25 protein-coding genes are annotated in these 24,103 nt (G+C 66.8%); 10 read left to right on the top strand and 15 right to left on the bottom strand.

The window, feature by feature from the left end; all coding sequences use genetic code 11:
* Positions 1–165: 165 nt before the first annotated feature.
* Entirely contained in the window at positions 166–1,113 is a 948-nt protein-coding gene (locus CDO52_RS15530) for a ribonuclease Z (protein ID WP_017619096.1), read from the top strand.
* A gap of 54 nt (positions 1,114–1,167) precedes the next feature.
* Here the strand turns inward: CDO52_RS15530 and CDO52_RS15525 are convergent, their stop codons facing one another.
* Both CDO52_RS15525 and mtlA read right to left on the bottom strand, forming a co-directional pair.
* Positions 1,168–1,476, bottom strand: a complete 309-nt coding sequence (locus CDO52_RS15525; protein WP_017619095.1) for a hypothetical protein — start codon at positions 1,474–1,476, stop codon at positions 1,168–1,170.
* Complete coding sequence (gene mtlA / locus CDO52_RS15520) at positions 1,473–2,510, bottom strand: PTS mannitol transporter subunit IICB (RefSeq protein WP_269769144.1); 1,038 nt, start codon at positions 2,508–2,510, stop codon at positions 1,473–1,475. The genes CDO52_RS15525 and mtlA overlap by 4 nt, the downstream gene beginning before the upstream one ends.
* Positions 2,511–3,314: 804 nt before the next feature.
* Here mtlA and CDO52_RS15515 point away from each other — a divergent pair.
* A complete protein-coding gene (locus tag CDO52_RS15515) occupies positions 3,315–4,742 on the top strand; it encodes an AMP-binding protein (RefSeq protein WP_017619093.1) in 1,428 nt (475 codons plus the stop codon).
* An 81-nt stretch (positions 4,743–4,823) separates the two neighbouring features.
* Here CDO52_RS15515 and CDO52_RS15510 read toward each other — a convergent pair whose 3' ends face one another.
* The 3 genes from CDO52_RS15510 to CDO52_RS15505 form a co-directional block, all read right to left on the bottom strand.
* Entirely contained in the window at positions 4,824–4,961 is a 138-nt protein-coding gene (locus CDO52_RS15510) for a methionine/alanine import family NSS transporter small subunit (protein ID WP_017619092.1), read from the bottom strand.
* A gap of 88 nt (positions 4,962–5,049) precedes the next feature.
* Complete coding sequence (locus CDO52_RS27520; RefSeq protein ID WP_017619091.1) at positions 5,050–5,196, bottom strand: hypothetical protein; 147 nt, start codon at positions 5,194–5,196, stop codon at positions 5,050–5,052.
* A 106-nt stretch (positions 5,197–5,302) separates the two neighbouring features.
* A complete protein-coding gene (locus CDO52_RS15505; RefSeq protein ID WP_017619090.1) occupies positions 5,303–5,779 on the bottom strand; it encodes an Lrp/AsnC family transcriptional regulator in 477 nt (158 codons plus the stop codon).
* 102 nt (positions 5,780–5,881) lie between these two features.
* Between CDO52_RS15505 and CDO52_RS15500 the strand changes: the two genes are divergently transcribed.
* The gene (locus CDO52_RS15500; protein ID WP_157745584.1) at positions 5,882–6,511 is read left to right on the top strand and encodes a LysE family translocator; all 630 of its coding nucleotides are present in this window, start codon (positions 5,882–5,884) and stop codon (positions 6,509–6,511) included.
* 179 nt (positions 6,512–6,690) lie between these two features.
* On the opposite strand, the gene CDO52_RS15495 is transcribed toward CDO52_RS15500, so the two are convergent.
* Together CDO52_RS15495 and CDO52_RS15490 are read right to left on the bottom strand one after the other, a co-directional pair.
* Positions 6,691–7,500, bottom strand: a complete 810-nt coding sequence (locus tag CDO52_RS15495; RefSeq protein WP_017619089.1) for an SAM hydrolase/SAM-dependent halogenase family protein — start codon at positions 7,498–7,500, stop codon at positions 6,691–6,693.
* A gap of 95 nt (positions 7,501–7,595) precedes the next feature.
* The gene (locus CDO52_RS15490; protein WP_083919897.1) at positions 7,596–8,069 is read right to left on the bottom strand and encodes a DUF2000 domain-containing protein; all 474 of its coding nucleotides are present in this window, start codon (positions 8,067–8,069) and stop codon (positions 7,596–7,598) included.
* A 656-nt stretch (positions 8,070–8,725) separates the two neighbouring features.
* Between CDO52_RS15490 and CDO52_RS15485 the strand changes: the two genes are divergently transcribed.
* Positions 8,726–10,630 (top strand): KedN5 family methylcobalamin-dependent radical SAM C-methyltransferase, encoded by a 1,905-nt coding sequence (locus CDO52_RS15485; RefSeq protein ID WP_152471649.1) that lies wholly within the window; start codon positions 8,726–8,728, stop codon positions 10,628–10,630.
* Positions 10,631–10,759: 129 nt separating this feature from the next.
* Here the strand turns inward: CDO52_RS15485 and CDO52_RS15480 are convergent, their stop codons facing one another.
* Both CDO52_RS15480 and CDO52_RS15475 read right to left on the bottom strand, forming a co-directional pair.
* The gene (locus CDO52_RS15480) at positions 10,760–10,894 is read right to left on the bottom strand and encodes a methionine/alanine import family NSS transporter small subunit (RefSeq protein WP_017619087.1); all 135 of its coding nucleotides are present in this window, start codon (positions 10,892–10,894) and stop codon (positions 10,760–10,762) included.
* Positions 10,894–12,423 carry a sodium-dependent transporter gene (locus CDO52_RS15475; protein WP_026125873.1) on the bottom strand — a complete coding sequence of 510 codons (1,530 nt, stop codon included), beginning with the start codon at positions 12,421–12,423 and terminating at the stop codon, positions 10,894–10,896. Before CDO52_RS15475 ends, CDO52_RS15480 begins: the two co-directional genes overlap by 1 nt.
* 168 nt (positions 12,424–12,591) lie before the next feature.
* Between CDO52_RS15475 and CDO52_RS15470 the strand changes: the two genes are divergently transcribed.
* Positions 12,592–12,822 carry a hypothetical protein gene (locus CDO52_RS15470; RefSeq protein ID WP_017619085.1) on the top strand — a complete coding sequence of 77 codons (231 nt, stop codon included), beginning with the start codon at positions 12,592–12,594 and terminating at the stop codon, positions 12,820–12,822.
* On the opposite strand, the gene CDO52_RS15465 is transcribed toward CDO52_RS15470, so the two are convergent.
* Positions 12,800–13,546: a hypothetical protein gene (locus CDO52_RS15465; RefSeq protein WP_017619084.1), complete on the bottom strand. Its 747-nt coding sequence runs from the start codon at positions 13,544–13,546 to the stop codon at positions 12,800–12,802. The two genes, CDO52_RS15470 and CDO52_RS15465, sit on opposite strands and share 23 nt — an antisense overlap.
* A 302-nt stretch (positions 13,547–13,848) precedes the next feature.
* On the opposite strand from CDO52_RS15465, the gene CDO52_RS15460 reads away from it, so the two are divergent.
* A complete protein-coding gene (locus CDO52_RS15460; RefSeq protein WP_033300468.1) occupies positions 13,849–14,628 on the top strand; it encodes a TetR/AcrR family transcriptional regulator in 780 nt (259 codons plus the stop codon).
* Positions 14,629–14,752: 124 nt separating this feature from the next.
* Here CDO52_RS15460 and CDO52_RS15455 read toward each other — a convergent pair whose 3' ends face one another.
* Positions 14,753–15,913 carry a macrolide family glycosyltransferase gene (locus CDO52_RS15455; protein ID WP_033300481.1) on the bottom strand — a complete coding sequence of 387 codons (1,161 nt, stop codon included), beginning with the start codon at positions 15,911–15,913 and terminating at the stop codon, positions 14,753–14,755.
* 295 nt (positions 15,914–16,208) lie between these two features.
* Positions 16,209–16,865 (bottom strand): TetR/AcrR family transcriptional regulator, encoded by a 657-nt coding sequence (locus tag CDO52_RS15450; protein ID WP_017619081.1) that lies wholly within the window; start codon positions 16,863–16,865, stop codon positions 16,209–16,211.
* Between the two features lie 147 nt (positions 16,866–17,012).
* Here CDO52_RS15450 and CDO52_RS15445 point away from each other — a divergent pair, with 147 nt between their 5' ends.
* Together CDO52_RS15445 and CDO52_RS15440 are read left to right on the top strand one after the other, a co-directional pair.
* A complete protein-coding gene (locus tag CDO52_RS15445; protein ID WP_017619080.1) occupies positions 17,013–18,566 on the top strand; it encodes an FAD-dependent monooxygenase in 1,554 nt (517 codons plus the stop codon).
* A gap of 44 nt (positions 18,567–18,610) precedes the next feature.
* Positions 18,611–19,246 carry a TetR/AcrR family transcriptional regulator gene (locus tag CDO52_RS15440; RefSeq protein WP_017619079.1) on the top strand — a complete coding sequence of 212 codons (636 nt, stop codon included), beginning with the start codon at positions 18,611–18,613 and terminating at the stop codon, positions 19,244–19,246.
* A 92-nt stretch (positions 19,247–19,338) separates the two neighbouring features.
* On the opposite strand, the gene CDO52_RS27515 is transcribed toward CDO52_RS15440, so the two are convergent.
* Both CDO52_RS27515 and CDO52_RS15435 read right to left on the bottom strand, forming a co-directional pair.
* Positions 19,339–19,476: a hypothetical protein gene (locus tag CDO52_RS27515; RefSeq protein ID WP_017619078.1), complete on the bottom strand. Its 138-nt coding sequence runs from the start codon at positions 19,474–19,476 to the stop codon at positions 19,339–19,341.
* A gap of 30 nt (positions 19,477–19,506) precedes the next feature.
* A complete protein-coding gene (locus tag CDO52_RS15435; RefSeq protein ID WP_193373675.1) occupies positions 19,507–20,967 on the bottom strand; it encodes an aminotransferase-like domain-containing protein in 1,461 nt (486 codons plus the stop codon).
* A gap of 58 nt (positions 20,968–21,025) precedes the next feature.
* On the opposite strand from CDO52_RS15435, the gene CDO52_RS15430 reads away from it, so the two are divergent.
* Both CDO52_RS15430 and CDO52_RS15425 read left to right on the top strand, forming a co-directional pair.
* Entirely contained in the window at positions 21,026–21,859 is an 834-nt protein-coding gene (locus CDO52_RS15430; RefSeq protein WP_017619076.1) for a DMT family transporter, read from the top strand.
* A 333-nt stretch (positions 21,860–22,192) separates the two neighbouring features.
* Positions 22,193–23,377, top strand: a complete 1,185-nt coding sequence (locus tag CDO52_RS15425) for an acyltransferase family protein (protein ID WP_094932483.1) — start codon at positions 22,193–22,195, stop codon at positions 23,375–23,377.
* Between the two features lie 229 nt (positions 23,378–23,606).
* On the opposite strand, the gene CDO52_RS15420 is transcribed toward CDO52_RS15425, so the two are convergent.
* Positions 23,607–24,020 carry a MarR family winged helix-turn-helix transcriptional regulator gene (locus CDO52_RS15420; protein WP_094932482.1) on the bottom strand — a complete coding sequence of 138 codons (414 nt, stop codon included), beginning with the start codon at positions 24,018–24,020 and terminating at the stop codon, positions 23,607–23,609.
* Positions 24,021–24,103: the final 83 nt, after the last annotated feature.

Below are 24,103 nucleotides of genomic sequence, written 5' to 3'. Positions count from 1 at the left end.
TATGCGGGGCGAATGCGCAGGTCGGGCCGACGAAAGAAGCAACGCGGATCGGGGCGGGAAAATGGCTTTGGCCGGATCCCGCCGAAGCCGGAATCCATCGGTCGTCCGTTCGTCGCGGCGAAAACCGATTCGTTTCCGCCTGCTTGAGCTGCGATGATGTCGCCCATGTCAGCGCGAGAACTCGTGGTCTTGGGCAGCTCCAGCGCCGTGCCGACCAAGCGGCGCAACCACAACGGCTACTTCTTGCGGTGGGATTCCCACGGAATCCTGTTCGACCCAGGCGAGGGCACGCAGCGGCAGATGCGCTACGCGGGGCTCTCGGCGCACGACATCACCCGCATCTGCGTGACGCACTTCCACGGCGACCACTGCCTCGGGGTCCCGGGGGTCGTGCAGCGGATCGCGCGCGACAAGGTCGGACACACGGTGCACGCGGTGTTCCCCTGGGAGGGTGAGGAGTACTGGCGCCGCCTCCGCCACGCCACGGCCTTCAGCGACACCGACGTCATCGCCGAGCAGCCGGTCGTCGGCGAGGAGACGGTCCTGACCGGGGAGCCCGAGGGGACGGGTAGCGGGGAACTCATTGTGACGGCGCGCCCGCTGCGCCACCGGCTCCCGACCTACGGGTACCGGCTGGCCGAGCCCGACGGCTCGCGCATGCTGCCCGAACGGCTCGCGGCGCGGGGCGTCCACGGTCCGGCGATCCGCAGGCTCCTGGAGGACGGGCAGGTGCGCAACGCCGCGGGCGATCTCGTGCACCTGGAGGAGTGCGCCGAGACGCGGCGGGGCCAAGTGTTCGCGTTCATCATGGACACCGCGGCGTGCGCCAACGCGGTGCGGCTGGCCCAGGACGCCGATCTGCTGGTGATCGAGTCGACCTACCTGGAGTCCGAGGCGGCGCTGGCGGCGGACTACGCCCACCTGACGGCGGCCGAGGCGGGTCGGATCGCGGCGGAGGCGGGGGTCCGGCGGATGGTGTTGACGCACATCTCCGAGCGGTACGAGCCCGCCGACGACGCCCGCTTCCTCGCTGAGGCGGGTGCGGAGTTCGACGGCGATATCGTGCTCGCCGCGGACCTGCAGCGGGTCGCGGTCCCCCGCCGTCGGCGCTGACGCCGCCGCTCGGGCCGGTCCAGGCGGACCGGATGGTCGACCGAACCGCGGGCGTCAGCCGGTGAGCCGGGCGTTCGCCTTGATGGACGCCACGATCTCGTCGAACACGGGGTCCCCGAGGAACACCGTGAAGGTCTTCACGACCGAACTGGGCGCGCTGGCCCGCGCGCGGTCGGCCAGCGCCTGGTGGCACAGCACCACATCGGCGTCGGCGGGGACGCGATCGACGGGCGCGTGCCCGACCTCGACGCCGTAGGGGGCGAGCGCCTGGGAGAGCTGCGACGTGAGCAGGGCGCTGCTGCCCATCCCCGCGTCGCAGGCGATGATGACCCGGCGGACGTCGGATCCGTTGATGGTGTTCACGAGGAAGCCTCCGGTGAGGTGGTGGACCGGGCCGTGCGCTCGTCGCGGCCGAAGCGCAGCAGCGCGGCGGCGACGAGGAACGACACGAGCGCGGAGATGGCGACGCCCGCCAGGACGGCGAGGTGGCCGCCCTTGGGGGTGACGGCCATGTAGGCGATGATGCTGCCCGGTGACGGGGTCGCGACCAGGCCCGCCCCGCTCAGCATGAACACGAGTACGCCCGACGCACCACCCGCGATGACCGAGAAGACCAGTCGGGGCTGGGCGAGCACGTAGGGGAAGTAGATCTCGTGGATTCCGCCCAGGAAGTGGATGATGATCGCGCCGGGGGCGGAGGTGCGCGCGGTGCGCGTGCCGAAGAACAGGATGGCGAGCAGCAGCCCCAGGCCCGGGCCGGGGTTGGTCTCGATGAGGAAGGCGATGGACTGGCCGGTCGCGGCGGCGTCGGTGGCCCCGAGCGGGCCGAGGATGCCGTGGTTGATCGCGTTGTTGAGGAACAGCACCTTCGCGGGCTCGACGAGGAGCGAGACGATGGGGAGCAGGTGCAGGTCGACCAGGAACTGCACCCCGGCGCCCAGAGCGGTGGCCAGCGTTTCCACCAGTGGGCCGATGGTGAGCATGCCGAAGACGGCCATCGCCCCGCCGATGATGCCCGCGCTGAAGTTGTTCACCAGCATCTCGAAGCCGACCTGCACGCGGTGCTGGACGAGGCGGTCGAAGAGCTTGACGATCTGGGCGGCGAGCGGGCCGACGACCATCGCTCCGAGGAACATGGGCACGTCGGCGCCGGCGACGATGCCGACGGTCGCGGTGGCGCCGACGACCGCTCCGCGCTGGCCGTGCACGATGTGCCCGCCGGTGTAGCCGATGAGCACCGGCAGTAGCACCATGATCATCGGTTCGACGAGCTGGGCGAGGGTCTCGTTGGGGAACCAGCCGGTGGGGATGAACAGCGCCGTGATGAGGCCCCAGGCGATGAACGCGCCGATGTTGGGCATCACCATCCCGGCGAGGTTGCCGCCGATGCGCTGCACACCCGCGCGAATGCGGGAACTGCGCGGAGAGGGGCGGGTGCCGTCAATGCGGTCTCCAGAGGGGGGTCGGGGGTGGGGCGCGCGTGAGGGGAGCGGCGCGCAGGACGGAGAATGCGTTGCGTTGTTTCGTCCGCCGCCAGAACGCGGGTGATCGATAGCGTTCGAGCGCGCTCGTGCGGCCACGGCATCACCTGTGCTTTTGTCAAAGTCCTGGCTGTGCGGCCAGAAATCCTCGCAGGGCGCCTTCAGGGCGCGTGAGGTCGGTGATTAATCATGGCAGCCGAAGCGGCCATCTCGGTCCTCACCTTCTTCACCCTCTCCACCTTTCACCTGGCCGGTCGCGCCTGCAGGAGAATAGATGCGGACGCGTATTGGTGTCCAGTTCCGCGAAGATCAGCCAGGGAGAAATGGCATTGACAAGGAACGCGACATCATCGGTGCAGCAAAAGACCGCGATGTGATCTTGGTATGGCCGGATGCCAGACCTTTTGGGCCACCATCGCCCACTGACGACTCCTCCCGTCGGCCACCCTGCGCACAGCCGCGCCCGGCGGTTCGGGGGCCGCACCGCGCCCCACTCCTCCACCCGATTCGCCCACCGCACCGGCGGTCTCGACACTGCACGCCCGCGTGCCGCGCCCCCGCACACCTCAAGTACAATTTTCAACTTTCACCATGCCGGGCGATTTGCTTTCCAGCGAGCGAAGCAGGAAAGTAGGGGGATCGTGTAAACCCCCCAGAAAACCGCAGGGCCCGGCGCCGCGTCGCCGAAAATCTCCCTGCTGCGCGGAGGATTGCTCTGACATGCGAGACCGGCGCGCGCACCCCTTTCCGCAGCGGATGCGGTTCCACGGGCTTTCCGATCTCCCCTACCAGACAGGAACATCGCCGTCCGAGGGAGGGTTCGCGTACAAGGCGGACAACGAATGGGAATACATCGCCGCCCACGAATTCGCCAGCGGCGTCACCGCCGTTGCCCAAGGGCTCATTGCCACCGGTATCGTGCCGGGGAATCGCGTCGTCCTGGCGTGCGGAACACGGTATGAGTGGGCACTGATCGCGTTCGCGGTATGGGCGGTACGCGGCGTCCTCGTCCCCGTCCATCCGGCGTGCTCGCCCGCGCGCCTGCAGTTCATCCTGCGCGACACCTCACCGAGCGCCGTGATCGTGGAGACCCGACGGCACCTGCGGGCCGTGGCCGACATCCACGGTGACCTCAACACGCTCACGCGTGTCTGGCGGGTCGACGGCCCCCAGCCGGATGGATCGGAGCCGACCCGCGGTTCGGGGCTGCGCGCGATCGTCGCCGCCGGCGCGCACATGGACCCCTCCGTCGTCCTGTTCCGCCGCCAGGACACCGTCCGCGAGGACTTCGCCGCGATCCTCCACCCGCCGACGACCGCCCGCGCCTCGCACGGCGTCGTCTTCACCCACGGCAACCTCCTCGCCGCCGCCGGGGGCCTGGTCGACCGCCTGTACCCGCTGCTCCACCAGGCCCCCGAGGCACCGCCCGCGACGCTGCTGCATCTACCGCTGACCGGCCTGTTCGGGCAGACCGTCCTGATCGCCTGCCTCATGGCACGCGTCCGCGTCGGCTTTCCGACCACCCGCTCCCTACTCCTACGGGAGGTCAGCGAGTTCCGCCCGGCGTTCCTCTTCACCCGGCAACGCCTGCTCGACCACGTCTACGGTCTGGAGCGCGCCGTCGAGGTGGAGAAATCGAAGAACCCCGGCTGGGACAACCTGCGCGCGTTCGAGGACGCGGTCGACCACGCCGTCGAATACGGCAGGGCCGGGCGCAAGGGGCTGGCGCGGCGCGTATCGCACGCCATGCACGAGTGGCTGTATACGCGCATCCGCAGCCGCCTCGGCGGACGGCTGCGCTTCATCGTGGGCATCGAGCCGCTGCCCGAACGCCTCACGCACTTCTACACCGGGGCCGGGATGCCCGTTGTCCACGGCTTCGGAACCCTGGAGACGTGCGGCCCGTTGACCCTTGACATCGGTGGCCGCAACGGCCCCGAAAGCGTCGGTCTCCCACTGCCGGACGTACAGGTCCGACCGGCCCTCGACGGCGGAATCGAGGTACGCGGGCCACAGGTCTTCCGCGAGTACTGGAACGCCCCCGAGCGCACCCGCGACGCGTTTCACGACGGATGGCTCCGCCTCGACACCGACGGCGCTCTGTTCCTGCCCCCGTCCCCGCCCGAGGGTCGGGGCCGCATCCGCTGAAACGCGGACGGGCGGCGCCCCAAGCGGACAGGGGCGCCACCCGATCACCGTTGTGTGGCGTTCTCCGGTCGGTTCGCTCCGCTAACTCGCCGAGTCGGCCGGGGCCTCATCGGTCTCCGGCAGCTCGGGGTGCCGGTGGAGCAGGTACATGGCCGTAGCCAGACCGCCCCACACGACCACGATGGAGATGATCAGCATGACGATGGCTCCGGCCGACATCAGCGGGTCCCTTCTTCGACTACGTCCGATTCCTCTTCGGTGCCGCCGCGCTTCCAGGGCGGGGAGGTGAGTACGACGCCACGGACAATCACTCCGATGGCCACCCCCAGCCCAGAGAGGCGATGAACCAGCTCTCGTAGCCGCAGTTCTCGCGGAACTCGCAGACGAGGCTGTCGTTCACCGTCCAGTCCAGCGCCACCCGCCTGATGATGTCCAGCGTGACGCGCCTCGACAAGCCCGGAGGAACTGTCAGAGTCGAGTTGGACTGGTTCTGCATCGCTGGCAGGGCGCGTATGCATGCGGCAGGCCGGCGCCGCACATCCGCGACCTACCAACTCTGACTACTCGGAGACCGGAAGGATCGGATCTCCCTGCCACTTCTGGAATATGAGGTTGGTCCGCACCATGGCAACCTCATTGCGGGCGGTGAAGTGATTGAGGACCAGCCCCTGGAGCGAACTTAGATCCTCCGCTGCTACCCGCACGAGGAAATCGTCCGGCCCGGTGAGGTGAAATATCTCACGGACTTCCGGCCTGTCCAAGGTTTGTTCTATGAACGGCTCGACAAGTGGCTGTCGATGTGGGTTCATGCGGATCGCAAGAAATGCATCGACTGGTCGGCCCAGTCTTTGCTCGTTCAGCTTCACGCTGAACCCCTGAATCACGCCCAGATCCCGTAGACGCTTCATCCGCGTCAGACACGTCGACGCTGCCACACCAGCGGCCGCCGCGAGCTTCTTATTAGTGATCCGAGCATCCTTCTGAAGTGCAATCAGGATCTTCAGATCAGCCGAATCAAGTTCAACCGAGAGGGGCATGCGCCGAATTCTATGCGCACCACCTTACGTGCCGCAAGAAGTTCATCCATACTTGGACGCGAACGGCGAATATTCGCGGACGGCTGCCGCACGGAGGGAAGCATGCCCGATCATCTCGTTGTGTTCATTTCGGTCACTCTGCTGATGCTCATCGTGCCTGGACCGGATTTCGTTATCGTCACGCGCAATGCGCTCTCTGGTGGTAGGATCCAAGGATACTTGACCACGCTCGGAATATGCTGCGGACTCGCGTTCCTGTCATTGCTCGCAGCAAGCGGCGTGGCAGCGGTCATCAATGCCAACGCGACACTTCTCACGCTACTTCGAATTCTTGGGGCCCTCTACTTGATCTTTCTCGGAGCGACACTTGCGATTGGCTCCATCCTGAGATCCGGACGAGGCACGAAAAGCCACTCAAGAAAGGCGCATAGTCGAACCCCAGTTTTACAGGGCTTCCTGAACAATGTTCTCAACCCGAAGGCACTGGTATTTTATCTGACTCTTATGCCGCAATTCGTCGTAGCCGAGGGATCCGTTCTGGTTCAGACCCTCATCCTGGGGGCTCTGGTCGTCATGTGTGCCGCAGGATGGTGGGGAGTATACGTCACGGCGATCAGCCGGATGAGTGCTCTCCTGGCACATGAGAAGACCCGCACGGGAATAGATATCATTGCTGGAGTGGCGCTCGTGGCCCTCGGTATATGGATGGCACTCGCCAGAAGTCTTGCCTAGCCATTAATGAACTGCGGATCATTACATTTCATCCTTTTTGCAACCGCAATCGAAGACACCCTTCTGGTCATTCTTTCGCATGCTCCGATCTCCAGGCTGAGGTGGCGACCGAGTCGGTCGCCACCTCAGCCCCCATATTCGGTCCGGGCTGCTACTGCGGCTGCTGTTGTGGATTGGAGCTAGGCAACCCGGAGGGTGAACGAGCCGCCTTCATGCAGTCCAAGTGTTCGTGATGCGCTCCCTAGGTTAACCGCCAGCGCCAGGCGGTCCGCCGAGTCGACGTGTGCAAGCAGTTCCCCTTCACCCACACTGCCGAAGGTTTCGACATAGGGGATGTTGTATCTATTCGACTCAGTGGAGACCTCGAGCGTCGCGCCGAGCCTGGCTCCGTTACTCTCAAGGAATTCGGAGTCCAGCGACGTCTGAAGGTTACCGAACCTGTCTTCGATGAGAACCTCACCCTGGAAAACGGCGCCGTCAAAACTTCGCGCTGGCTGGGGGATCCTGATCAGGTCGTCAACTGGAATAGGGGGACCGAACTCGGCCGGGGATACCCCGGCAGCAAGATACGCACCAGCAGGAGCAAAAATATCGCGGCCGTGGAACGTTGATGACACGTCGATCAGGCGGTAATCCGGATTCGAGATATCGTAGGCGGCGTCGACGCCACCCAGTTCATCTGCCGCGCGGAGCAGCATCCCATTGTCAGGACCGACGAACAGTTGTTCCCCGACGACCAGTACTACGGGCTTACGCGCCGTACCGACGCCCGGGTCCACAACGGCTACGTGCACTCCATCCGGAAGATAAGGGATCGCCTGACGGAAGATCTCTGCGCCGTGCTTGATGTCGCCCCGGGGGACGAGGTGCGTGACATCGAGCACTCGAGATTCGGGGGCGATTTTCGCCATGACCCCGTGACAGACTCCGACGAACTTGTTTTCCAGACCATAGTCGGTGGTGAACGTTATCCACTTCTTGGGAACCATCTACCCGTCCTCCTTTAATGTTGATGCATAGTCAAGCATCATGACTTATCTCGACTTGGCAATTGAGGTCGAACAGGGCTTGGCGACACACGTGACTAGCGCAGGCTCTTCAGATTTCCAGCGATGGACCTGATGGCCTGTTTCTTTCCATATAGGGCCAGCCCGAGGTAGCCCACGGGCTTTCCGGAAAGCTTTTCTTTGTATTCATCGTAGTTGCGACTCTGGCGCGCCGCATCATTGAAGTCAATTACGTACAGGCCGAGTTCGCGAGCCTTGGTGCGGAGTGCAGAAAGCTCTTCTCGCTGCGCAGTAAGAACGGGAAGCGGCATAGTTCCGATACCAGGATGGTGTTCACCTTCGGCGTCAGGAAGTCCTGGGCCGATCTCAATAAGTCCATGGCCGCCTAGGGCGACCCCGAGTACGGCCGCAGTGTTGGCGGCCAACCAGCGGGGAAGTGCGTCATCGATGATCACCACACAATGAACAGGGTCGTCCGATGTTACGGGGGCCGCTGCGGCAGTGGCGATGCCTGCGTGCCCCGAGTTAGGCAGAGCTGAACTCTGATTCATCGATGCCTCCTTCGCCGGGGGAACACTACCCGATCTATCAAACGGGCGTCAGCCGGATCCGGCCGACCGAATCAACTCTGCAGGGGAGAGGCCGATCGGCCTCTCCCCTGCAGAGCCGCACCCTGCCAGTTCACATCGACTTCGTCACCTCGCCTGAACATTATTGCTTGATTCGTTGAGACGCTGAATAATATTCGACAGGCCGGGGACCAAGCCGGAACTTCATGAATTTTTTACCGAAGGGCACTCCTCTGCCCTGACGCTCAAAGTATTCGCTGCTCGAAGATCCTCGGAAATCCGTGACCTGCACCTTCCGCGCATAGACCGTGTTTTGTTCGATGGCGTTGCCCTGCGAAGTGGTTTCCGCACTTCAGTGCCGTGGATGGAGCGTTCTCCAGAGAGGATCCACCTGTTCGTGGGGACGCTACGTGCAGCGATATTTACTATTGACAGAGGACTGAGTGCACTCTGAGGATGAACACCCCACGGTCCCGATCAATTCGAAGTCGCAGGCGCAGTCGCAGCTGCGCTTGATCCGTGCCGCCGCACCAAGGCACGGAACTGTAGGGCGAGTTCTCCGTCTGTAGACAAGCCGCATGCCGGCCATCCCGCCATCCAGCCCTCGTGACTCACCTCCCTCCGGATAGGTGTTTTCCATGCTCAGAGTGAAAATTGTCCAGCAAGGCGTATGGCATATGTCGAAGGAGTCGATGCCGCTCGCCGCCGGCTACATGGCGGCAGCTATTCGAGAGAACGCGACGCTCGGCGACGAGTGCCAGGTCGAGATCGAGAACTTCCCTGGTAGCGTCACGCCGCTCGAAATGGCGATTCGGCTACTTGAAGGCGGCGCCCCCGATGTTGTTGGGTTCTCGGTGCTCGGGTGGAATGTCAATCAGTTCTCCGCGGTGGCCGAGACGCTCAAGCAGGCGAATCCTCGTTCCCTGATCATTTTTGGCGGGAACCATGTAGCCAATCAAGCGGACCGTGTCTTCCGGAACTGTCCGCACGTCGACGTTATTGTCAATGGTGAAGGTGAGTTCACCATACAGGAAATCCTTGATACTGTTCTCGACGGCGGCGACTACGAGAAGATCGCTGATATCTCCTTTCGATCCGAGGACAGACACGTGGTGACCACACCGCCGAGGCCGCGGATCGAGGATCTCGACGAGCTCCCCTCACCGGTGCTGACAGGAGCGATTCCCCTCCTGGATGCTGACGGGGAGTTCCGCTACGACGTTGCCCTGATGGAGACGAATAGGGGGTGTCCCTACCACTGTTCCTTCTGCTACTGGGGCGGCGCGGTCGGACAGAAGGTTCGGGCGTTCTCACGGGACCGGCTCAAGGCGGAGTTGGTCATGTTGGCGCAGGCAAAAGCAGAGACGATCGTTCTGTGTGACGCAAACTTCGGGATGCTCCCGCAGGATATGGAGTTCGTCGAGAGTCTTATCGAGGTCAAGGAAGAGTACGGATATCCGCTGGCTCTGGAGACCTCGTGGGCCAAGAACAAGAACGCGATGTTCTACAAGATCGTCAAGCTGATGCGCGATGCCGGCCTGCAGAGTTCATTCACCCTGGCGCTCCAGACTCTCGATGCGAACACCTTGGAGAACATGAACCGCAGGAACATGAAGATCAATCAGTGGAAGGAGCTTGCCGAATGGCTGAACCAGGAGGGTCTTGATGCGTATGCGGAACTCATCTGGGGGGCTCCGGGTGAGACTCCCGAGACTTTTCTCGCCGGCTATGACGAACTTTCACGATACGTATCCCGAATAGCTGCATACCCACTTCTCCTTCTTCCCAACACTGACTATACGCAAAGGCGTGACCTGTACGGTTTCATCACTGTTCGGGGAGAGCGGGATGACTTCGAGTATGTATTGGCGAATAAGGATGTGAGCCTTGAGGAGAACCTTCGCATGCAGCGTTTTCTCTTCTGGGCGCGCCTGCTGGCGGAGAACATGGTGCTGCGAAACGTGTTTCCAGCCGTACGGGCAATCGGGGGTGTGACCCAGTCTGAGCTGATTCTGTCTCTGGCGGGGTTCATTGAGAAGCAGGACGACGCGGGGGCGAGGCTCCTGGTACGTTCCGCCGAGAGCTCAACCGCCGACCCAGACTCGCTATCGCCAGCACTGGAGCTCTGTTTCTCGTCGCTGGAGTTCGATGAACTGGTTGCGCGATGGCGCGATGAGGAGTTGCTGGGAATGATCCCATCTAAATGGCGCGGTGTAGCCAGCGAGGTGGTTTCGTTCGACTTGGATACGCGTCCTTTGCCTGACCCGGTGCGTCGCGGATACCCGGAGGCAGAATTGCAGACCATGGAGGGGGTCGGCTACTGGACCGCAGAACGGGAATATCGGTACGACGTGCCACAGCTGATGCGCAGGCTGTCGGCAAGCGATGATCTCGGATCCGTCCCTAGCCCGGGAAGGACCCAGCTCCGGCTGATATTCCGAGACGGATTCGCGGAACTGGCGGGATCGACGAACCATGAGGAGACCGCACATTTCATTGCGCGCACGGAGATGCTACGGGAGGCCAGTTTCCTGAGCCGTTGATCGTATGGCGGCCCGAAGGCCGGGACGGGTGCGGCTTGTTCCGATGACACCGTGCTGGGTGGTTGGAACCGAAAGGGCGGCGCCTCGTGACTGGGACGCCGCCCTGGAAGGTGTCGCGGTGGAGAACCGTCAGTCTGCCGCACCCGCCGGTGTGTCAGCCTCCGGCTCTTCGGGGTGCCTGCGCAGCAGGACAATGGCTGCTACCAGGCCACCCCACACGATGAGGATGGAGATCAGAAGCATCACGATGGCTCCGGCGGACATCAGCGGTTTCCTTCCTCGACGGCGGACGGTTCATCTGTTGCGGCCCCAGTACCCTTCTTCCACGGCACCAAGGAGATCAGGATGCCGAGGACGATCGAGCCGATCGCCACGCCCCACCCGACAGCGGTGTTGAACCAGGTTGCGTAGTCCCCGTAGTTCTCCGTCAACTCACCGATGAGGCTCTGGGCCATCATCCACCCCAGGAAGAGCGGGGTGATGATGCCGAGCGTGATACGCCACCAGGCGCCCACCGGGACCGCCGAGGTCGTGTTGGCGTGTTCCTGCAGCGGCTTCAAGCCGCGCACCACCCAGGCGACCACGATCACCAGGACCAGCGCGGCGAGGGCGATCCCGTACTGGTTGATGAAGTGGTCCGCGACGTCCAGGATGTACAGACCCTGATCGGTCGGGAACAGAACGATCGAGACGACCGCCACCGCGCCGCCCACCGTCAACACAGTCGGGACCCGAGCCATTCCGGTCCGGTCCTGTACCGCGGACACGACCACCTGTACAAGGCTGAGCAGCGAGGACAGCCCCGCGACGACCAGGGAAACGAAGAACAGGACCCCGAACAGGGAGCCAAGCGGCATCTCCGAGATGATCTGCGGGAACGCGACAAAGGCGAGTCCGATTCCCGAGGTAGCGACCTCGTCCACGGGCACTCCGCTGGCCAGTGCCATGAAACCCAAGGTTGCGAACACGCCGATGCCGGCCAGGATCTCGAAGGAGCTGTTGGCAAACCCAGCGACCAACGCTGAGCCGGTGAGGTCGGCACGGCGTCGTAGATAGGACGCGTAGGTGACCATGATGCCGAAGCCGACCGACAGCGAGAAGAAGATCTGGCCATAGGCCGCGACCCACACGCTACCGCTAGTGATGGCCGACCAGTCGGGCGAAAAGAGCGCGTTGAGGCCGAGGGCGGCCCCGTCGAGGAACAGCGCCCGTACGACCAGGATGCCGAAGAGCACGACGAGCAGCGGAATGAAAATCCTGTTCGCCCACTCGATTCCCTTCTTGACACCGAGGGCGAGTACGCCGAGTGTGATGGCCCACACCAGGAGAAGGGGGAGCAGGACGCCTGGAACGTAGGAGCCGAAGCCGCCGGGGGCGTCAGCCACCTGCAGGAAGTCGCCGAACAGGAAACCCTCCGGGTCATCGCCCCACTGCAGGCCGATCGAGAACCCGACAAAGCGGAGCGCCCAGGCGATAATGACGGCGTAGTAGGCCGAGATGATGAAGCAGATCAGAACCTGCCACCACCCGATCGCCTCCGCTGGGCGCGCCAGCTTCCGATAGGCCGCCGGAGGCGAGCCCCGGAACCGGTGGCCGATCGTGTACTCCAGGATCAGCAGCGGGATACCGGCCGTCAGCAGCGCGACGAGATAGGGGATGAGGAACGCCCCACCACCGTTCTCGTAGGCGACGTAGGGGAAGCGCCAGATGTTCCCCAGGCCCACTGCGGACCCAATCGCCGCGAATAAGAATCCCGCGCGCGTGCCCCACTGCTCGCGCTGCTGCGTTGCCATGTCAGGGGTCTCCTCTGAAAGGTCCGTCCGAATTACAGCGGATCGAAGTTAGCAGCAATGTGTTCTGATACACATCCCCACGTCGGGCACCACTCGATCACGATCCGGTCGTATCTGTATCTCGCCTCCCGTCGTCGGGTGAGGTGACAGCGTTGGGAGGACGTCAGCATGGCCATGAGCGAGAGCGCGGCCAGCCACGCGGCGAAGCTGGACGAGGCACGGCGGGCCCTCGCCGAACAGTTCGCCGAGCACGGGCCGCCGACGGACGACGCGCGGGCATGGGCGCGGGAAGCGCTCGCATCTACTGGCGTTGGCCGGGTGGAATCCGCTGAGGAGACCCTCGCCCGTCGTGAGGCGCTGGCGCGTCTCGACGCGATCAGCGCGGGCGAGTCCGCGTGAGGTCCGCTCCTAGGCGTGGGCGTAGGGAACGCCGTTTGACGAGGTCGCCGTGGGCCCAGATGGCGGGGCGCTGGTGTTCCGGGTCGGACGGGGCGTCGGAGGAGGAGAGGACTTCACGGCGGGCGATGCGGGCGGTGCTGACCATGCGGCGATACTCGGCGAACACCTGCAGTTCGCCGGTCTCGCCGCGGTGGGTGGTGCGCCAGGCGTCGAGGTACTCGTAGTCCATGGGGAAGTAGGCGAAGGACATGCGTTGGGCACACAGTGCCCACGTGCGCAGGATTTCCGGGGCGGCGGCGAAGACGAGGAGTCCCTTGCGGCGGGTGATGGTCAGGTCGTCGCCGTGTCGGTGGAGGCCGGTCTCCTTGGCCGTCCAGGCGTCCCATGCCCCCTGGACGTCGTGGCGGGTGTGGTCGATGAAGCGGTCCAGACCTGGGGTGTGCCAGCGGACGGTGCCGTCGCCGACGCCTGTGGGCATGCGGGAATCGAGGTCGCGGGCGGCCTTCGCACCGAATGGGCTCGTCGGTGTCGGGGCGAAGACGATCGCGTCGGACGGCTCGGCGTCGAAGGGGTTGGTATCGAGGAACCGCGGGTCGATACACACAATCGTGTTCGGTCGGCGCTGGTAGGACAGTCCCCACAGCAGCCGGGCGATGAACCGGGCTCCGCGAAGGTCGCTGAGGATATGCCAGGTGTCGTGGAAGTTGTTCGTGCTGAAGCGCACGTCGGTGCCGGGGCGCGGGGTGATGACCGTGTAGTCGCGGCCGTCGAGACGCCGGTCGTGGCGATGCAGTTTGAGCCGGTCGCTGATGTCGCGGCGGGCGGCCGGTCGAGGGTGACGCGTCCTCAGAGGATGTCCTTTCCAGGGCGGAGGCGAGGTGGAGGCACAGAATGCCAGGACGGGCGCGGGAGGGTCACCTGGTTTTCGTTGCGGCCGCCGCCGAAACGGAGGCGTCGCCATCGTTTTCGTACGGTGTACCGTACGCTTTGCGGACCGTACGGCTGGCGAGGGTCGAGGAGGCGACGATGTCGGCGGAGCACAAGGGGAGCGGTGACTCCGCGCGGCGGCTGGCATTGCTGTGGCGGAATTCGGGCGCTCCGGGGCGCAGGGGCAGGTCGGATCTGAGCGTGGACAAGATCGTGCGAGCTGCGATCGAGATCGCCGATGCCGAGGGCCTTGCGGCGCTGTCCATGCGCAAGGTCGCCGACCGGCTCGGCGTGGGAACGATGTCGCTCTACACCTACGTCTCGGGGAAAGCCGACCTCACCGACGCCATGCTCGACACGGTGTACGGCGAGGCAGAGCATCCGGAGGAGGACACCGGTGGTTGGCGGGCACGGCTGGAGCGGATCGCGCGGGAGAACCGCGCGCTGTACATCCGGCACCCGTGGATGCTGCAGGTCGCGACCGGCCGCCCGGTGCTGGGGCCCAACGAGACCGCCAAGTACGACTATGAGCTGCGGGCCGTCGACGGCATCGGTCTGACCGAGCTGGAGATGGACTCCGTCATCACGCTCATCTCCGGTTACGTCCACGGCGCCGCGCGCGGCGCCGTCGAGGCGGACCAGATCGTGCGGCGGTCGGGCATGACGGACGAGGAGTGGTGGAACGCCCAAGCGCCGCTGCTGGCCAGGGTCGCCGACCCGACGCGCTTTCCGACCGCGGCCAGAGTCGGAGCGGCGGCGGGCGCCGAGTACGGGTCCGCCTACGATCCCGACCGCGACTTCGAGTTCGGACTACGCCGGATCCTCGACGGCATCGAGGTCCTGGTGCGCGAGCGGTCGTCGGCGCCCATGGAGGACTGATCCGCGCAGCGGCCGGTGACCGCACGTGCGCGGTGGCCTGGAGGTCCATGCGGATCCCTCGGCCACCGCACCTTCTGACACGGCGGGCCCACCACGATGCGATGACACCGGCGGCACCCAGGTGTCAGGTCAGCATCTTCTCGATGATGTCCGCGGCCCGCTGGGTTCCCCCCTCCTCGCGCAGTTCCCGGCGCGCGGCGGCGCAGCTTTCGGCGACCTGCGGGTCGCTGGTCAGCTCCAGCAGGGTGGAGCGCAGCGTCTCGGCCGTCGCCTCGTCGTTGTCCAGTCGCCGGGCGACACCGGCTTCGACGAGGTGGTCGGCGTTGTTGAACCCGTCGGTCATCTGCGGGACCGCGATCATCGGCACCCCGCAGTACAGGCCCTCGCTGCTGCCGCCCATGCCCGCGTGGGTGATGAAGGCGTCGGCCTGTTCCAGGATGGAGACCTGGGGCACCCACGGGTGCACCTCGACGTTGTCCGGGATGTCGCCGAGGTCGGCGGGGTCGAGTTCACGGCCGATCTGCAGCACCACGTGCCAGCCCGGCAGGTCGCCGAAGGCCGACAGGCACTCCCGGTAGAAGTCGGGCTGGTTGGTGATGGCGGAGCCGAAGGAGATCAGCAGGACGTTCTCCGCTCCGGCGGGGCGGGTCCAGGTGCCCTGCTCAGAGCGGTCGCCGATGCACGGCCCGACGAAGGTGACCAGCTCAGGGTCCACCCCCTCGGCGTGCGGCTGCATAGCGCGCGGAATGAGCGCCAGGGTGCGCGTCGGCGGCTGCGCGAAGAACGCATCGGGGGCGGCGGAGACCTCGACGCCATACTCGGTGAGCCAGGCCCGGTACTTCTTGATGTGGGCATCGGCGCCAGGAAGCTGTTTCAGGTGCGCACCGACCTCGTCTTCGATCCCGTCCCAGGCTACGTAGGTGGGGGAGAGCTGGACGGCGGGCAGATTCCACTGCTCGGCGAGGATGCGGGCCGGCAGCCCCGCGATGTCGAGCAGGAACAGGTCGGGGCGGTCGTCCTCATAGGCGGCGCGCAGCTGCGGCAGCATCGCGATGGCGTCGTCGAGGAAGATGTCCATCGCGGCGACGGGGTCGTCCGGCCAGTCGTGGGTGTGCTCTTCGATGGGCAGGGTCGTGGAGTAGCCGACGAATTCGGCTCCGGCTCCGGTCACTACCTCTTCCATCTGGGGGTCGTTGGCGTAGGTGACGCGGTGGCCGCGGGCCACCAGCTCGCGGATGACCTCCAGGCTGGGCAGGACATGGCTGATAGCCGGGATGGAGACCATGGCGATATGGGCACGGCGGGTCACGGGTGATCCTTACGAAGTCATGGCGGTTCTGCGTGCGAGGGACATGTAACCGGCGCGTGCGGGCTCAACGGGGCAGGGGACTGTGGTGCCTGCGGCCCGGACCGCGCGGAGAATGCGCCGGGAGCGTGGGCGGGGATCGATCGGGCCCCGCTGCTCGAATCACTCGTAGAGCTGTTGGAAAGCCATGTCGGTCAACATAACGGATCTTGGGATGGATCGGTAACGAATTTTCGGACCGAACAGACACATGGGCGGATTCTTCCGCCCGCGGTCACCTTCCGGTCCGCGAGGAGCCCCCGAAGTCGGCGCCCAGGCCGTTCGCCACCAGGTCGAAGGCTGCGTGGGCGCGCGCGACGGCCTCGGGGTAGACGTCTGTGGCGGCGCGTCCGGCGCGCATCTCCTCCACGTTGCGGGTGGACAGGACCCGCTGAGTCGCGATGATGTGGCCGGCCGCGAGGCGCGCAGCGAAGGGGTCGGTTCCGTCGGTCTCGGCCAGCGCGTCGGCGAGTGCCTCCTCGCCGCGGAGGATGTAGGCGGGCATGCGGGCCAGGAGCGCCGGTGTGGAGTAGAGCAGGTGCTGGAAGTCCAGCACGTCGCGGGTGTCGTTGAGCCCGGTGATCGGGTCGTGGCGGTCGAGGCCGTCGAGGAAGTGGCGCCGCAGGGCCGCGAGTGGCGCCTCGCCGTCCGCACGTTCACGCACGACGCGGGCGGCCTCGGTCTCGTGGTCGGCGAACCGGTGGAGGACCAGGTCTTCCTTGGTCGGAAAGTAGGCGAAGAGCGTCGGCTTGGACACCTCGGCGGCGGCCGCGACGTCGGCGACGGAAACCCGGTCGAACCCTGACTCCTGGAAGAGCCGGACCGCCGCACTGGAGATGGCCCAGCGGGTGCGCTGCTTCTTGCGTTCTCTGAGTCCCGTCTGCTCTCCCATGCGCCCAGTGTAACCATTACATTGACCGAGATAAACATATAACCAGATAATTTATTTGACTGAGTTAAGTTTTCATGCTCTCCTGTGTGCTGACACGCGTCGAGCGCCTCGCCACGCGTCCACACCTCAACCCAGGAGGATGACCAGATGGACACCGACGTCATCGTGGTGGGGGCCGGCCCCACCGGCCTGATGCTCGCCAACGAGCTCTCATCGGCAGGAGTCCGCGTCACTGTCGCCGACCGACTCGCCTCGCGCGCCCCGCAGTCCAAGGCGGGCAACCTCCACCCACGCAGCTGCGAAATCCTGGACCAGCGCGACCTTCTGGCCCCTATCGCCCAGCACGCCACCGCGCGTCAGCCCACCGGCCACTTCGCCGGACTCCCCGTCCCGCTCGACTTCTCCGCGCTGCCCACCCGGCACCGCTACCAGCTGATCGTCGAGCAGGCGCGGGTCGAGGACGAGCTGGAGGCGGCGCTCGGCCGATCTGGCGTGACCGTCAACCGCGAGCACAGCCTCACCGGGCTGGAGCAGGACGCCGAGGGCGTCACCGCCGCCTTCGACACCCCCGACGGCCCGACGACCCTCCGCGCGGCCTACATCGCCGGGTGCGACGGCGCGCGCAGCACCATCCGCTCCCTCCTCCAGGTCGCGTTCCCCGGCCTCCCCGGGAGAATCACCATGGTGGCCGCCGACATCAGGCTGTCGCGGACCCCGGCCGGGGCGGCGGTGCGGCACCGACACTTCAGCCAGCGGTTCACGAGCGGATCGCGCAGCACCGCGATTCTGTACCCGCGGTCCGGCGGCATCTTCCGGCTGCTGTTCATGGGACCCCGCCAGGACGTCGACAAGGACGCGCCCGTGGAGGCCGAGGAGGTCCGCGAGGTGCTGGCCGACGTGTACGGCGACGAGGCCGAGCTGAACCAGCTGCTCATCGCCTCCCGGTTCACCGACGCCTCGCGCCAGGCCGAGCACTACCGCGTCAGCCGCGCGTTCCTCGCGGGCGACGCCGCCCACATCCATCTCCCGACCGGAGGACAGGGCATGAACCTGGGGCTGCAGGACGCCTTCGCGCTGGGCTGGCGCCTGGCCGCCGCCGTGCGCGGACACGCCCCGGATCATGTGCTCGACAGCTACGAGGGCGAGCGGCACCCTGTGGCCGCCCAGGTTCTGGACAACACGCGGATCCAGGGGGAACTCTTCCGGACCGACGAGGCACCGAAGCGGGCCCTGCGCGAGCTGTTCGTCGACCTCATGCGTCTGCCCGACGTCAACCGGCACCTGGCCGGCATGGTCTCGGGGATCGACATCCGCTACCCGGCGCCAGGTCCCGCCGCCGACGCGCACCACGCCTCCAGTGACGCCCGTCACGCGGCACACCCGCTGATCGGACAGCGCGCTCCCGACCTCGACCTCGACACCGCCCACGGCCCGCGCCGCCTGTCCCGCCTCCTGCGCCCGGGGCGCGGCCTGCTGGTGGAGTTCACCCCCGGCGACCCGCACTACGCCGACCTGGCCTCAGGGTGGAACGACCGGGTCGACCACCTCACCGCCGCCCCCATCGACCCGGTGGAGGCCACGGCGCTCCTGGTCCGCCCCGACGGCCACATCGCCTGGGCGGCGGGCAAGGACGGCAAGGCACTCCAGGACACGCTCGGTGCGGCCCTGCGACGGTGGTTCGGCTCCCTCGACGTGGACTGAGCCGATTCGACATCCCGACCAGCGAAGCTTGCTAGATTTTGGCCATGCGGTCAGAAGTCGGTCAGGGTGGTCAACACGAGCGTTCCTTCATCGAGAAGGCGCGGCGGGCGCAGATCATCGAATCGGCCGTCGCGGTGATCGCCGAAGTCGGTTTCGCCAAGGCCTCCCTGGCGCGGATCGCCCAGCACGCCGGAATCAGCAAGGGCGTGATCTCCTACCACTTCGCCGGCAAGGACGAGCTGATGGAGCAGGTCGTCGAGCAGACCTACCATGCCGTCGCCGACGACGTGGTACCGCGCATCATGGCCGCCAGCACAGCTACCGACATGCTGCGCACGCACATCCTGTCGGTAGCGGAGTACATGCGCGGCCACCGTGCCCACCTGCGGGCGCTGAGCGAGATCTTCGTCAATTTCCGAACCGCCGACGGGTCGCCCCGCTACGGGATCGCGGCGAGTGAGGAGATCTTCAAGGGCCTCGAAGACCTCTTCCGCGGTGGCCAGGCCAAGGGAGAGTTCCGCGAGTTCGACACCCGAGTGATGGCCGTCAGCCTGCAGGCCTCGATCGACAGCATGTTCGCCTACTGGGTGACCTATCCGGATCACGACCTGGAGGCCCACGCGCGGGAACTGGCCGACATCTTCGACCACGCCACGCGGGCGCAGCAGCCCGTGGACTGAGCGGGCGGCAGGATCATCGCCGCCTCGTACGAGCCTGATGGGGCGCTGGCGGCGCTGCGTCCCGGCGGCATCGTCGTCGACATCACCCGCCCCTACGACAACTCGCTCTCCGCCGAGGCGGAGCAGCAGGAGAAGCGCGCGGCCAGCCTGCTCGTCGAGGCCGCCCACGCCGGCATGCTCGCGGTGGCCAAGGTGACCGCATCGGGGCGGCTGCGCGCGGAGATCGACACCGTGCTGGCCCTGCTCGGTGGTGGCCGCTTCTACACCAGGCCGAGCTGGTCGAAGGCGGTGCGCAGCCGCCGGACCCCGTCGGTGATCTCGGTGGTCCCCGCCGTTCCGGCGAAGCTCAGTCGCACGTGCGGGGCCGGCGGTTCGGCGGGGAAGTAGGGCCGACCGGGGGCGACGGCGACCCCGGCGCGCAGGGCTACGGCAGCGAAGACGGCCTCGTCGGTGCCCTCGGGCAGGCGCTGCCACAGGTGGTAGCCGCCGGAGGGGACGGCGGGTGGAGGAAGGTCGGGCAGTTCACTCAGGAGCGCGGTGGCCATGGCGCGGCGGCGTTCGGTCAGTCCGGCAGCGACCGCCCGCAGGTGGCGTCCCCAGGCGGGGGAGCCGACCAGCTCCAGCGCGGTCTCCTGCAGTGGGCGCGGGACGAAGAAGGTGTCGACGACCTGGATCGCGCGCAGCCGCTCCAGGGCCGGGCCGCGTGCCGCCACCGCGCCGACCCGCAGGCTGGGCGAGGTGCACTTGGTGAGCGACCGGATGTGCACGACGGTCCCCTCGGGGTCGTCGGCCATGAGGGTGCGGGGCTGGGCTCCGGCGTCGGCGTGCACGAGGTAGCGGGCGAAGTCGTCCTCCACCACGAAGGCCCCGGCCGCGCGGGCGATGCGCAGGACCTCGCTCCTGCGGCCGGCGCCCAGTACCGCGCCGGTGGGGTTCTGGTAGAGCGGCTGGCAGATGAAGAGGCGGGCGCCGGTGGCGCGGAAGGCGTCTTCCAGGAGTTCGGGCCGCACGCCGTCCGCGTCCACCGGAACCGGCACCGGACGCACACCCGAGGCGTGGGCCACGGCCAGCATTCCGGGGTAGGTGGGCGATTCGACCAGGACGGGCGCTCCGGGCGGGGCGAGGGCGCGCAGCGCAGTGGTGAGGGCGCTCTGTCCTCCCGCCGTGATGACCACGTCGGAAGCGCCGATGGCACCGTCGTCAGGGCCGGCGATCTCGCGGGCGAACCAGCCGCGGAGCTCTTCGAGGCCCTCGAGCGGCGGGCTGGCCCACGCGCCGGGCCGCCGACCGGCGCGGGCGAGTGCCGCGGCCAGCGCACGCTCGGGCTGCAGAGACGAGTGCAGGTAGCCGACGTTGAACGCGATCACTCCCGGCGCGGGGAGAGCGAGGGTGGCGTCCACACCGGAGGCGTCGACGGTGCGGGGGATCGGTTCGCCGGAGGCGGATGCCGATTCGGCACTGAGCGCGACCTCCTGCCACGAGGTGTCGGCGGCCTTCCGCACACCCGTGGGGCGCCGCGCCCGAAACGCTCCCGCGCCGGGGCGGGTGACGACCAGGCCTTCGGCGGCGAGCGTCGCGATGGCCCGCGAGACGGTCACCGGACTCACGCCGTAGCGCTCGACGAGCGCGCGGCTTGACGGCAGCTTCTCTCCAGGAGAGTAGCGGTTGACGTCGCTTCGGAGCGCAGCGGCCAGTTCCGCCACACTGCTACTCTGTTTCATGAAAATAGATGATAGCGCTATCGCCAGCGCGAGAGTAGCGGTCCGCGGTGGAACCCCGTTGGCCGCCCTCGGCGTCCTCGCGTTCTCGATGAGCTTCCCCGCGACCGCGTGGGCGCTGGACGGGTTCGGACCGTGGAGCACCACCGCCTTGCGCTGCGGACTGGCCGGGCTGGTCGCCCTCTGGTGCCTGCGTCTCGCCCGCGTTCCGCTCCCCAGCCGCGACCAGTGGTCCGGGATGAGCGTCGTCGCCGTCGGTTGCGTGGTGGGCTTCCCCCTGCTGAGCACGTTGGCATTGACCACGTCGACGGCCTCCAACGCCGCCGTCGTTATCGGCGCGCTGCCGATCGCCACTGCTGCGATCGGCGCCGCTCGCAGTCGGACGCGGCTCTCCCGCACCTTCTGGGCGGCGGCACTCGTCGGGGCGGCGGCTGTCATCGGCTTCACCGTGCTGCGCAGCGGGGGCACCCTCGATTCGGGCGACCTCTACCTGCTCGGCGGGCTGGTGCTGTGCGCGGCGGGGTACGCGGAAGGCGGGCGGCTGGCCGCGCGCATGCCGGGCTGGCAGGTCATCTCCTGGGCGCTCGTTGCGTCCCTGCCCGTGATGATCCCGGCCATGGTGATCGCGTTGGCCGTCGAGCCGGTGCACATGACGGCGACAAGCCTGGCGGGGGTGGGCTACCTCGCGCTCATCAGCCAATTCGCCGGGTTCGTGGCCTGGTATCGGGGCATGGCGCTGATCGGCGTGGCCAAGGCCAGCCAGCTCCAGCTCGCGCAGCCCCTGCTGGCGCTGATGTGGGCGGTGCTGCTGGTGGGGGAGAAGCCGTCGATCGCTGCCCCTCTGACGGCCGTCGTGGTCCTCGGCTGCATCGTCGTCACGCAGCGCGCCCGCTGATGTGCGACGGCACACCCCGGCCCGGCCGAACGCGGGCGCGGCCGGCCGGACCGGGGCAGAGCTCGAGCGGGAACCGTTCGCGTCAACGGTTCCTCGGGCTTCCCAATGCACCGCTCTGACCGGTGCATTGCATCCCTTCTGGCAAGTGGCCGCGCCGACTCCCTGTCGGGGGGCGGGTCATCGGCCGATCACGGCCATTCCGAACGCACGGCATACCAGCCGTGCTAGATTTTGGCCGCATGGCCAAAAAATCATCCTGTCGGCCAATCAGACGCGCGATCGCGTCAGCGGCCGGTCCCTGATGACCCACAGGTAGACACGGGGGACATACCTATGACCGAGCAGACACGGCTGCCGGACTCCCGGCCGGCACCACCGGCTGCCGGACCACCGGCAGGCCGCCTCTTCTACCTCGACAACCTGCGCATCCTGCTGACGGTGCTGGTGGTCCTGCACCATGTCGCCGTCACCTACGGCAACATCCCGGCGTGGTACTACATGGAGCCCGCCCAGGATGCCTCGGGCGGCCTGCTGGATGTCCTGGTCGTGTTCAACCAGGCGTTTTTCATGGGGTTCTTCTTCTTGATCTCCGGCTATTTCGTGCCGGGCGCCTGCGACCGCAGGGGCGGACGGGCGTTCCTCCGCGCCCGCCTGGTCCGGCTGGGCATCCCGCTGCTGCTCTTCCTGCTCCTGCTGCGGCCCCTCGTCACGGCATTCATCTACCGAGAGCACGCCTCGGACGTCCCGTACTGGCTCTTCTATATCGTCAGCTGGGACCCCGGCCCCCTGTGGTTCGTCGAGACGCTGCTGGTGTTCTGCCTGGGGTACGTGCTCATCCGGCGACTGCGCCGACCGCGCGCCTCCATCCCGGCGCCGGGGGCCGGGGCGCCCGATCCGGCTCTGGCCACACGTCCGCTGCCCGGCGTCCCCGCCGTCATCGGCTGCACCGTCGCCCTGGCGCTGATCACCTACCTGTGGCGCATCCTGGTCCCGATCGGCAGCTACTGGCCCATCATCGGCCTGCCGACCCCGAACTTCCTGCCGCAGTACGTGGCGCTGTTCGCTCTCGGGGCGGTCGCCTACCGGCGCCGTTGGCTGGAACGCATCCCGACATGGGCCGGATGGGCGGGGCTCGCGACGGCCGTTGTGGCCGCGCTCGCCTATGTCCCTGGCCCCATCAGCGGGCTCGGTGACGCGACGATGCTGCCGGGCACCTGGCAGTCGCTGGCCGTCGCGGCATGGGAGACGACCTTCGCCGTTGGCGTGGTCTTCGCGCTGCTCGTGCTGTTCCGGTCCCGCGTCAACCACCAGGGACGGGTCGCGCGGTTCCTCTCCGCCAACGCGTATGCCGTGTACTTCCTGCACCCGGTGGTGCTCGTCGGACTCGGTGTCGCCTTCCGCGGCTGGGAGGCCATCGCCCTCGCCAAGTTCACCGTCGTCGCTCTGGTCGCCCTGCCCGTGTGCTGGGGCGCCGCCCATCTCCTGCGTCGTCTGCCCGGTGCCACGCGCGTGTTCTGATCCCTCCGCTGCGGGCCAGGGGGCTCCTACTCACGCCGTTCCGGGCGAAGACGCAGATCAGCATGGGTACCTGTACTCATGGCACGAACTCGGACACCGTCGATGATGGCGGTGGTGAGGACGCGACCCCACCTGGCAGGGCCTCTGCCGCCGCCGCGGCTATCGGGCCCGGGGCCACTCTCCCGCAACGGGGTCCGGGCCGCGCCGATGGACGGCGGCGCGGCCCGCCTCAGCGGCGTTCTTCGTTCCCCGCCATGCGGGAGAGCACGTCGACGGTGGCCTGATACTCCTCCGCCGAGATGTCCTGGGTCACGCGGGCGCGGTGGTCCTGGACCTCCTGCCACAGCTCATCGTGGACGGACTCGCCCTTGTCGGTGAGGGCGAGGCGACCATCGGTCCGGGAGACCACCCAGCCGCGCTCGCGCAGCTCGTCGATGTCCGGGGCGAGGTCCGACACGTCGTCGGCGAGGAAGGGGGCGACCCGGGTCTCCAGGTCCTGGACCGAAAGCGGCTCCTGGTTCAGGGAGTGCACGATCTGCCAGTGCCTGCGGGTCAGGCCGCGCCCCTCCAGCATGCGGTCGAACCCGCCGTCGATGAGGCGGTCGAGGTGCTGGAGCCAGTATCGGCTGGAACGTCCCGCCATTCCGGATCCCCTCCCGTGTCGGTCAGGTCTCAATTATCCCGCAATTTCGGATCTTGTGCCGAACATTCTTCATGTCCGATATA

The organism is Nocardiopsis gilva YIM 90087 (assembly GCF_002263495.1).
In the GTDB taxonomy this organism is placed as follows: domain Bacteria; phylum Actinomycetota; class Actinomycetes; order Streptosporangiales; family Streptosporangiaceae; genus Nocardiopsis_C; species Nocardiopsis_C gilva.
Note: the sequence above shows the minus strand (reverse complement) of the source record. Positions and strands in the feature narration are given on the sequence as shown.

Coding starts and splice junctions, on each gene's coding strand:
- CDO52_RS15460 (WP_033300468.1), top strand. CDS start 13,849: ATGTCGGCGGAGCACAAGGGGAGCGGTGACTCCGCGCGGCGGCTGGCA.
- CDO52_RS15450 (WP_017619081.1), bottom strand. CDS start 16,865: ATGGGAGAGCAGACGGGACTCAGAGAACGCAAGAAGCAGCGCACCCGC.
- CDO52_RS15490 (WP_083919897.1), bottom strand. CDS start 8,069: ATGAATCAGAGTTCAGCTCTGCCTAACTCGGGGCACGCAGGCATCGCC.
- CDO52_RS15515 (WP_017619093.1), top strand. CDS start 3,315: ATGCGAGACCGGCGCGCGCACCCCTTTCCGCAGCGGATGCGGTTCCAC.
- CDO52_RS15425 (WP_094932483.1), top strand. CDS start 22,193: ATGACCGAGCAGACACGGCTGCCGGACTCCCGGCCGGCACCACCGGCT.
- CDO52_RS15500 (WP_157745584.1), top strand. CDS start 5,882: ATGCCCGATCATCTCGTTGTGTTCATTTCGGTCACTCTGCTGATGCTC.
- CDO52_RS15475 (WP_026125873.1), bottom strand. CDS start 12,423: ATGGCAACGCAGCAGCGCGAGCAGTGGGGCACGCGCGCGGGATTCTTA.
- CDO52_RS15420 (WP_094932482.1), bottom strand. CDS start 24,020: ATGGCGGGACGTTCCAGCCGATACTGGCTCCAGCACCTCGACCGCCTC.
- CDO52_RS15440 (WP_017619079.1), top strand. CDS start 18,611: ATGCGGTCAGAAGTCGGTCAGGGTGGTCAACACGAGCGTTCCTTCATC.
- CDO52_RS15505 (WP_017619090.1), bottom strand. CDS start 5,779: ATGCCCCTCTCGGTTGAACTTGATTCGGCTGATCTGAAGATCCTGATT.
- CDO52_RS15470 (WP_017619085.1), top strand. CDS start 12,592: ATGGCCATGAGCGAGAGCGCGGCCAGCCACGCGGCGAAGCTGGACGAG.
- CDO52_RS15530 (WP_017619096.1), top strand. CDS start 166: ATGTCAGCGCGAGAACTCGTGGTCTTGGGCAGCTCCAGCGCCGTGCCG.
- CDO52_RS15495 (WP_017619089.1), bottom strand. CDS start 7,500: ATGGTTCCCAAGAAGTGGATAACGTTCACCACCGACTATGGTCTGGAA.
- CDO52_RS15480 (WP_017619087.1), bottom strand. CDS start 10,894: ATGTCCGCCGGAGCCATCGTGATGCTTCTGATCTCCATCCTCATCGTG.
- CDO52_RS15485 (WP_152471649.1), top strand. CDS start 8,726: ATGCTCAGAGTGAAAATTGTCCAGCAAGGCGTATGGCATATGTCGAAG.
- CDO52_RS15510 (WP_017619092.1), bottom strand. CDS start 4,961: ATGTCGGCCGGAGCCATCGTCATGCTGATCATCTCCATCGTGGTCGTG.
- CDO52_RS15445 (WP_017619080.1), top strand. CDS start 17,013: ATGGACACCGACGTCATCGTGGTGGGGGCCGGCCCCACCGGCCTGATG.
- CDO52_RS15455 (WP_033300481.1), bottom strand. CDS start 15,913: ATGGTCTCCATCCCGGCTATCAGCCATGTCCTGCCCAGCCTGGAGGTC.
- CDO52_RS15435 (WP_193373675.1), bottom strand. CDS start 20,967: ATGAAACAGAGTAGCAGTGTGGCGGAACTGGCCGCTGCGCTCCGAAGC.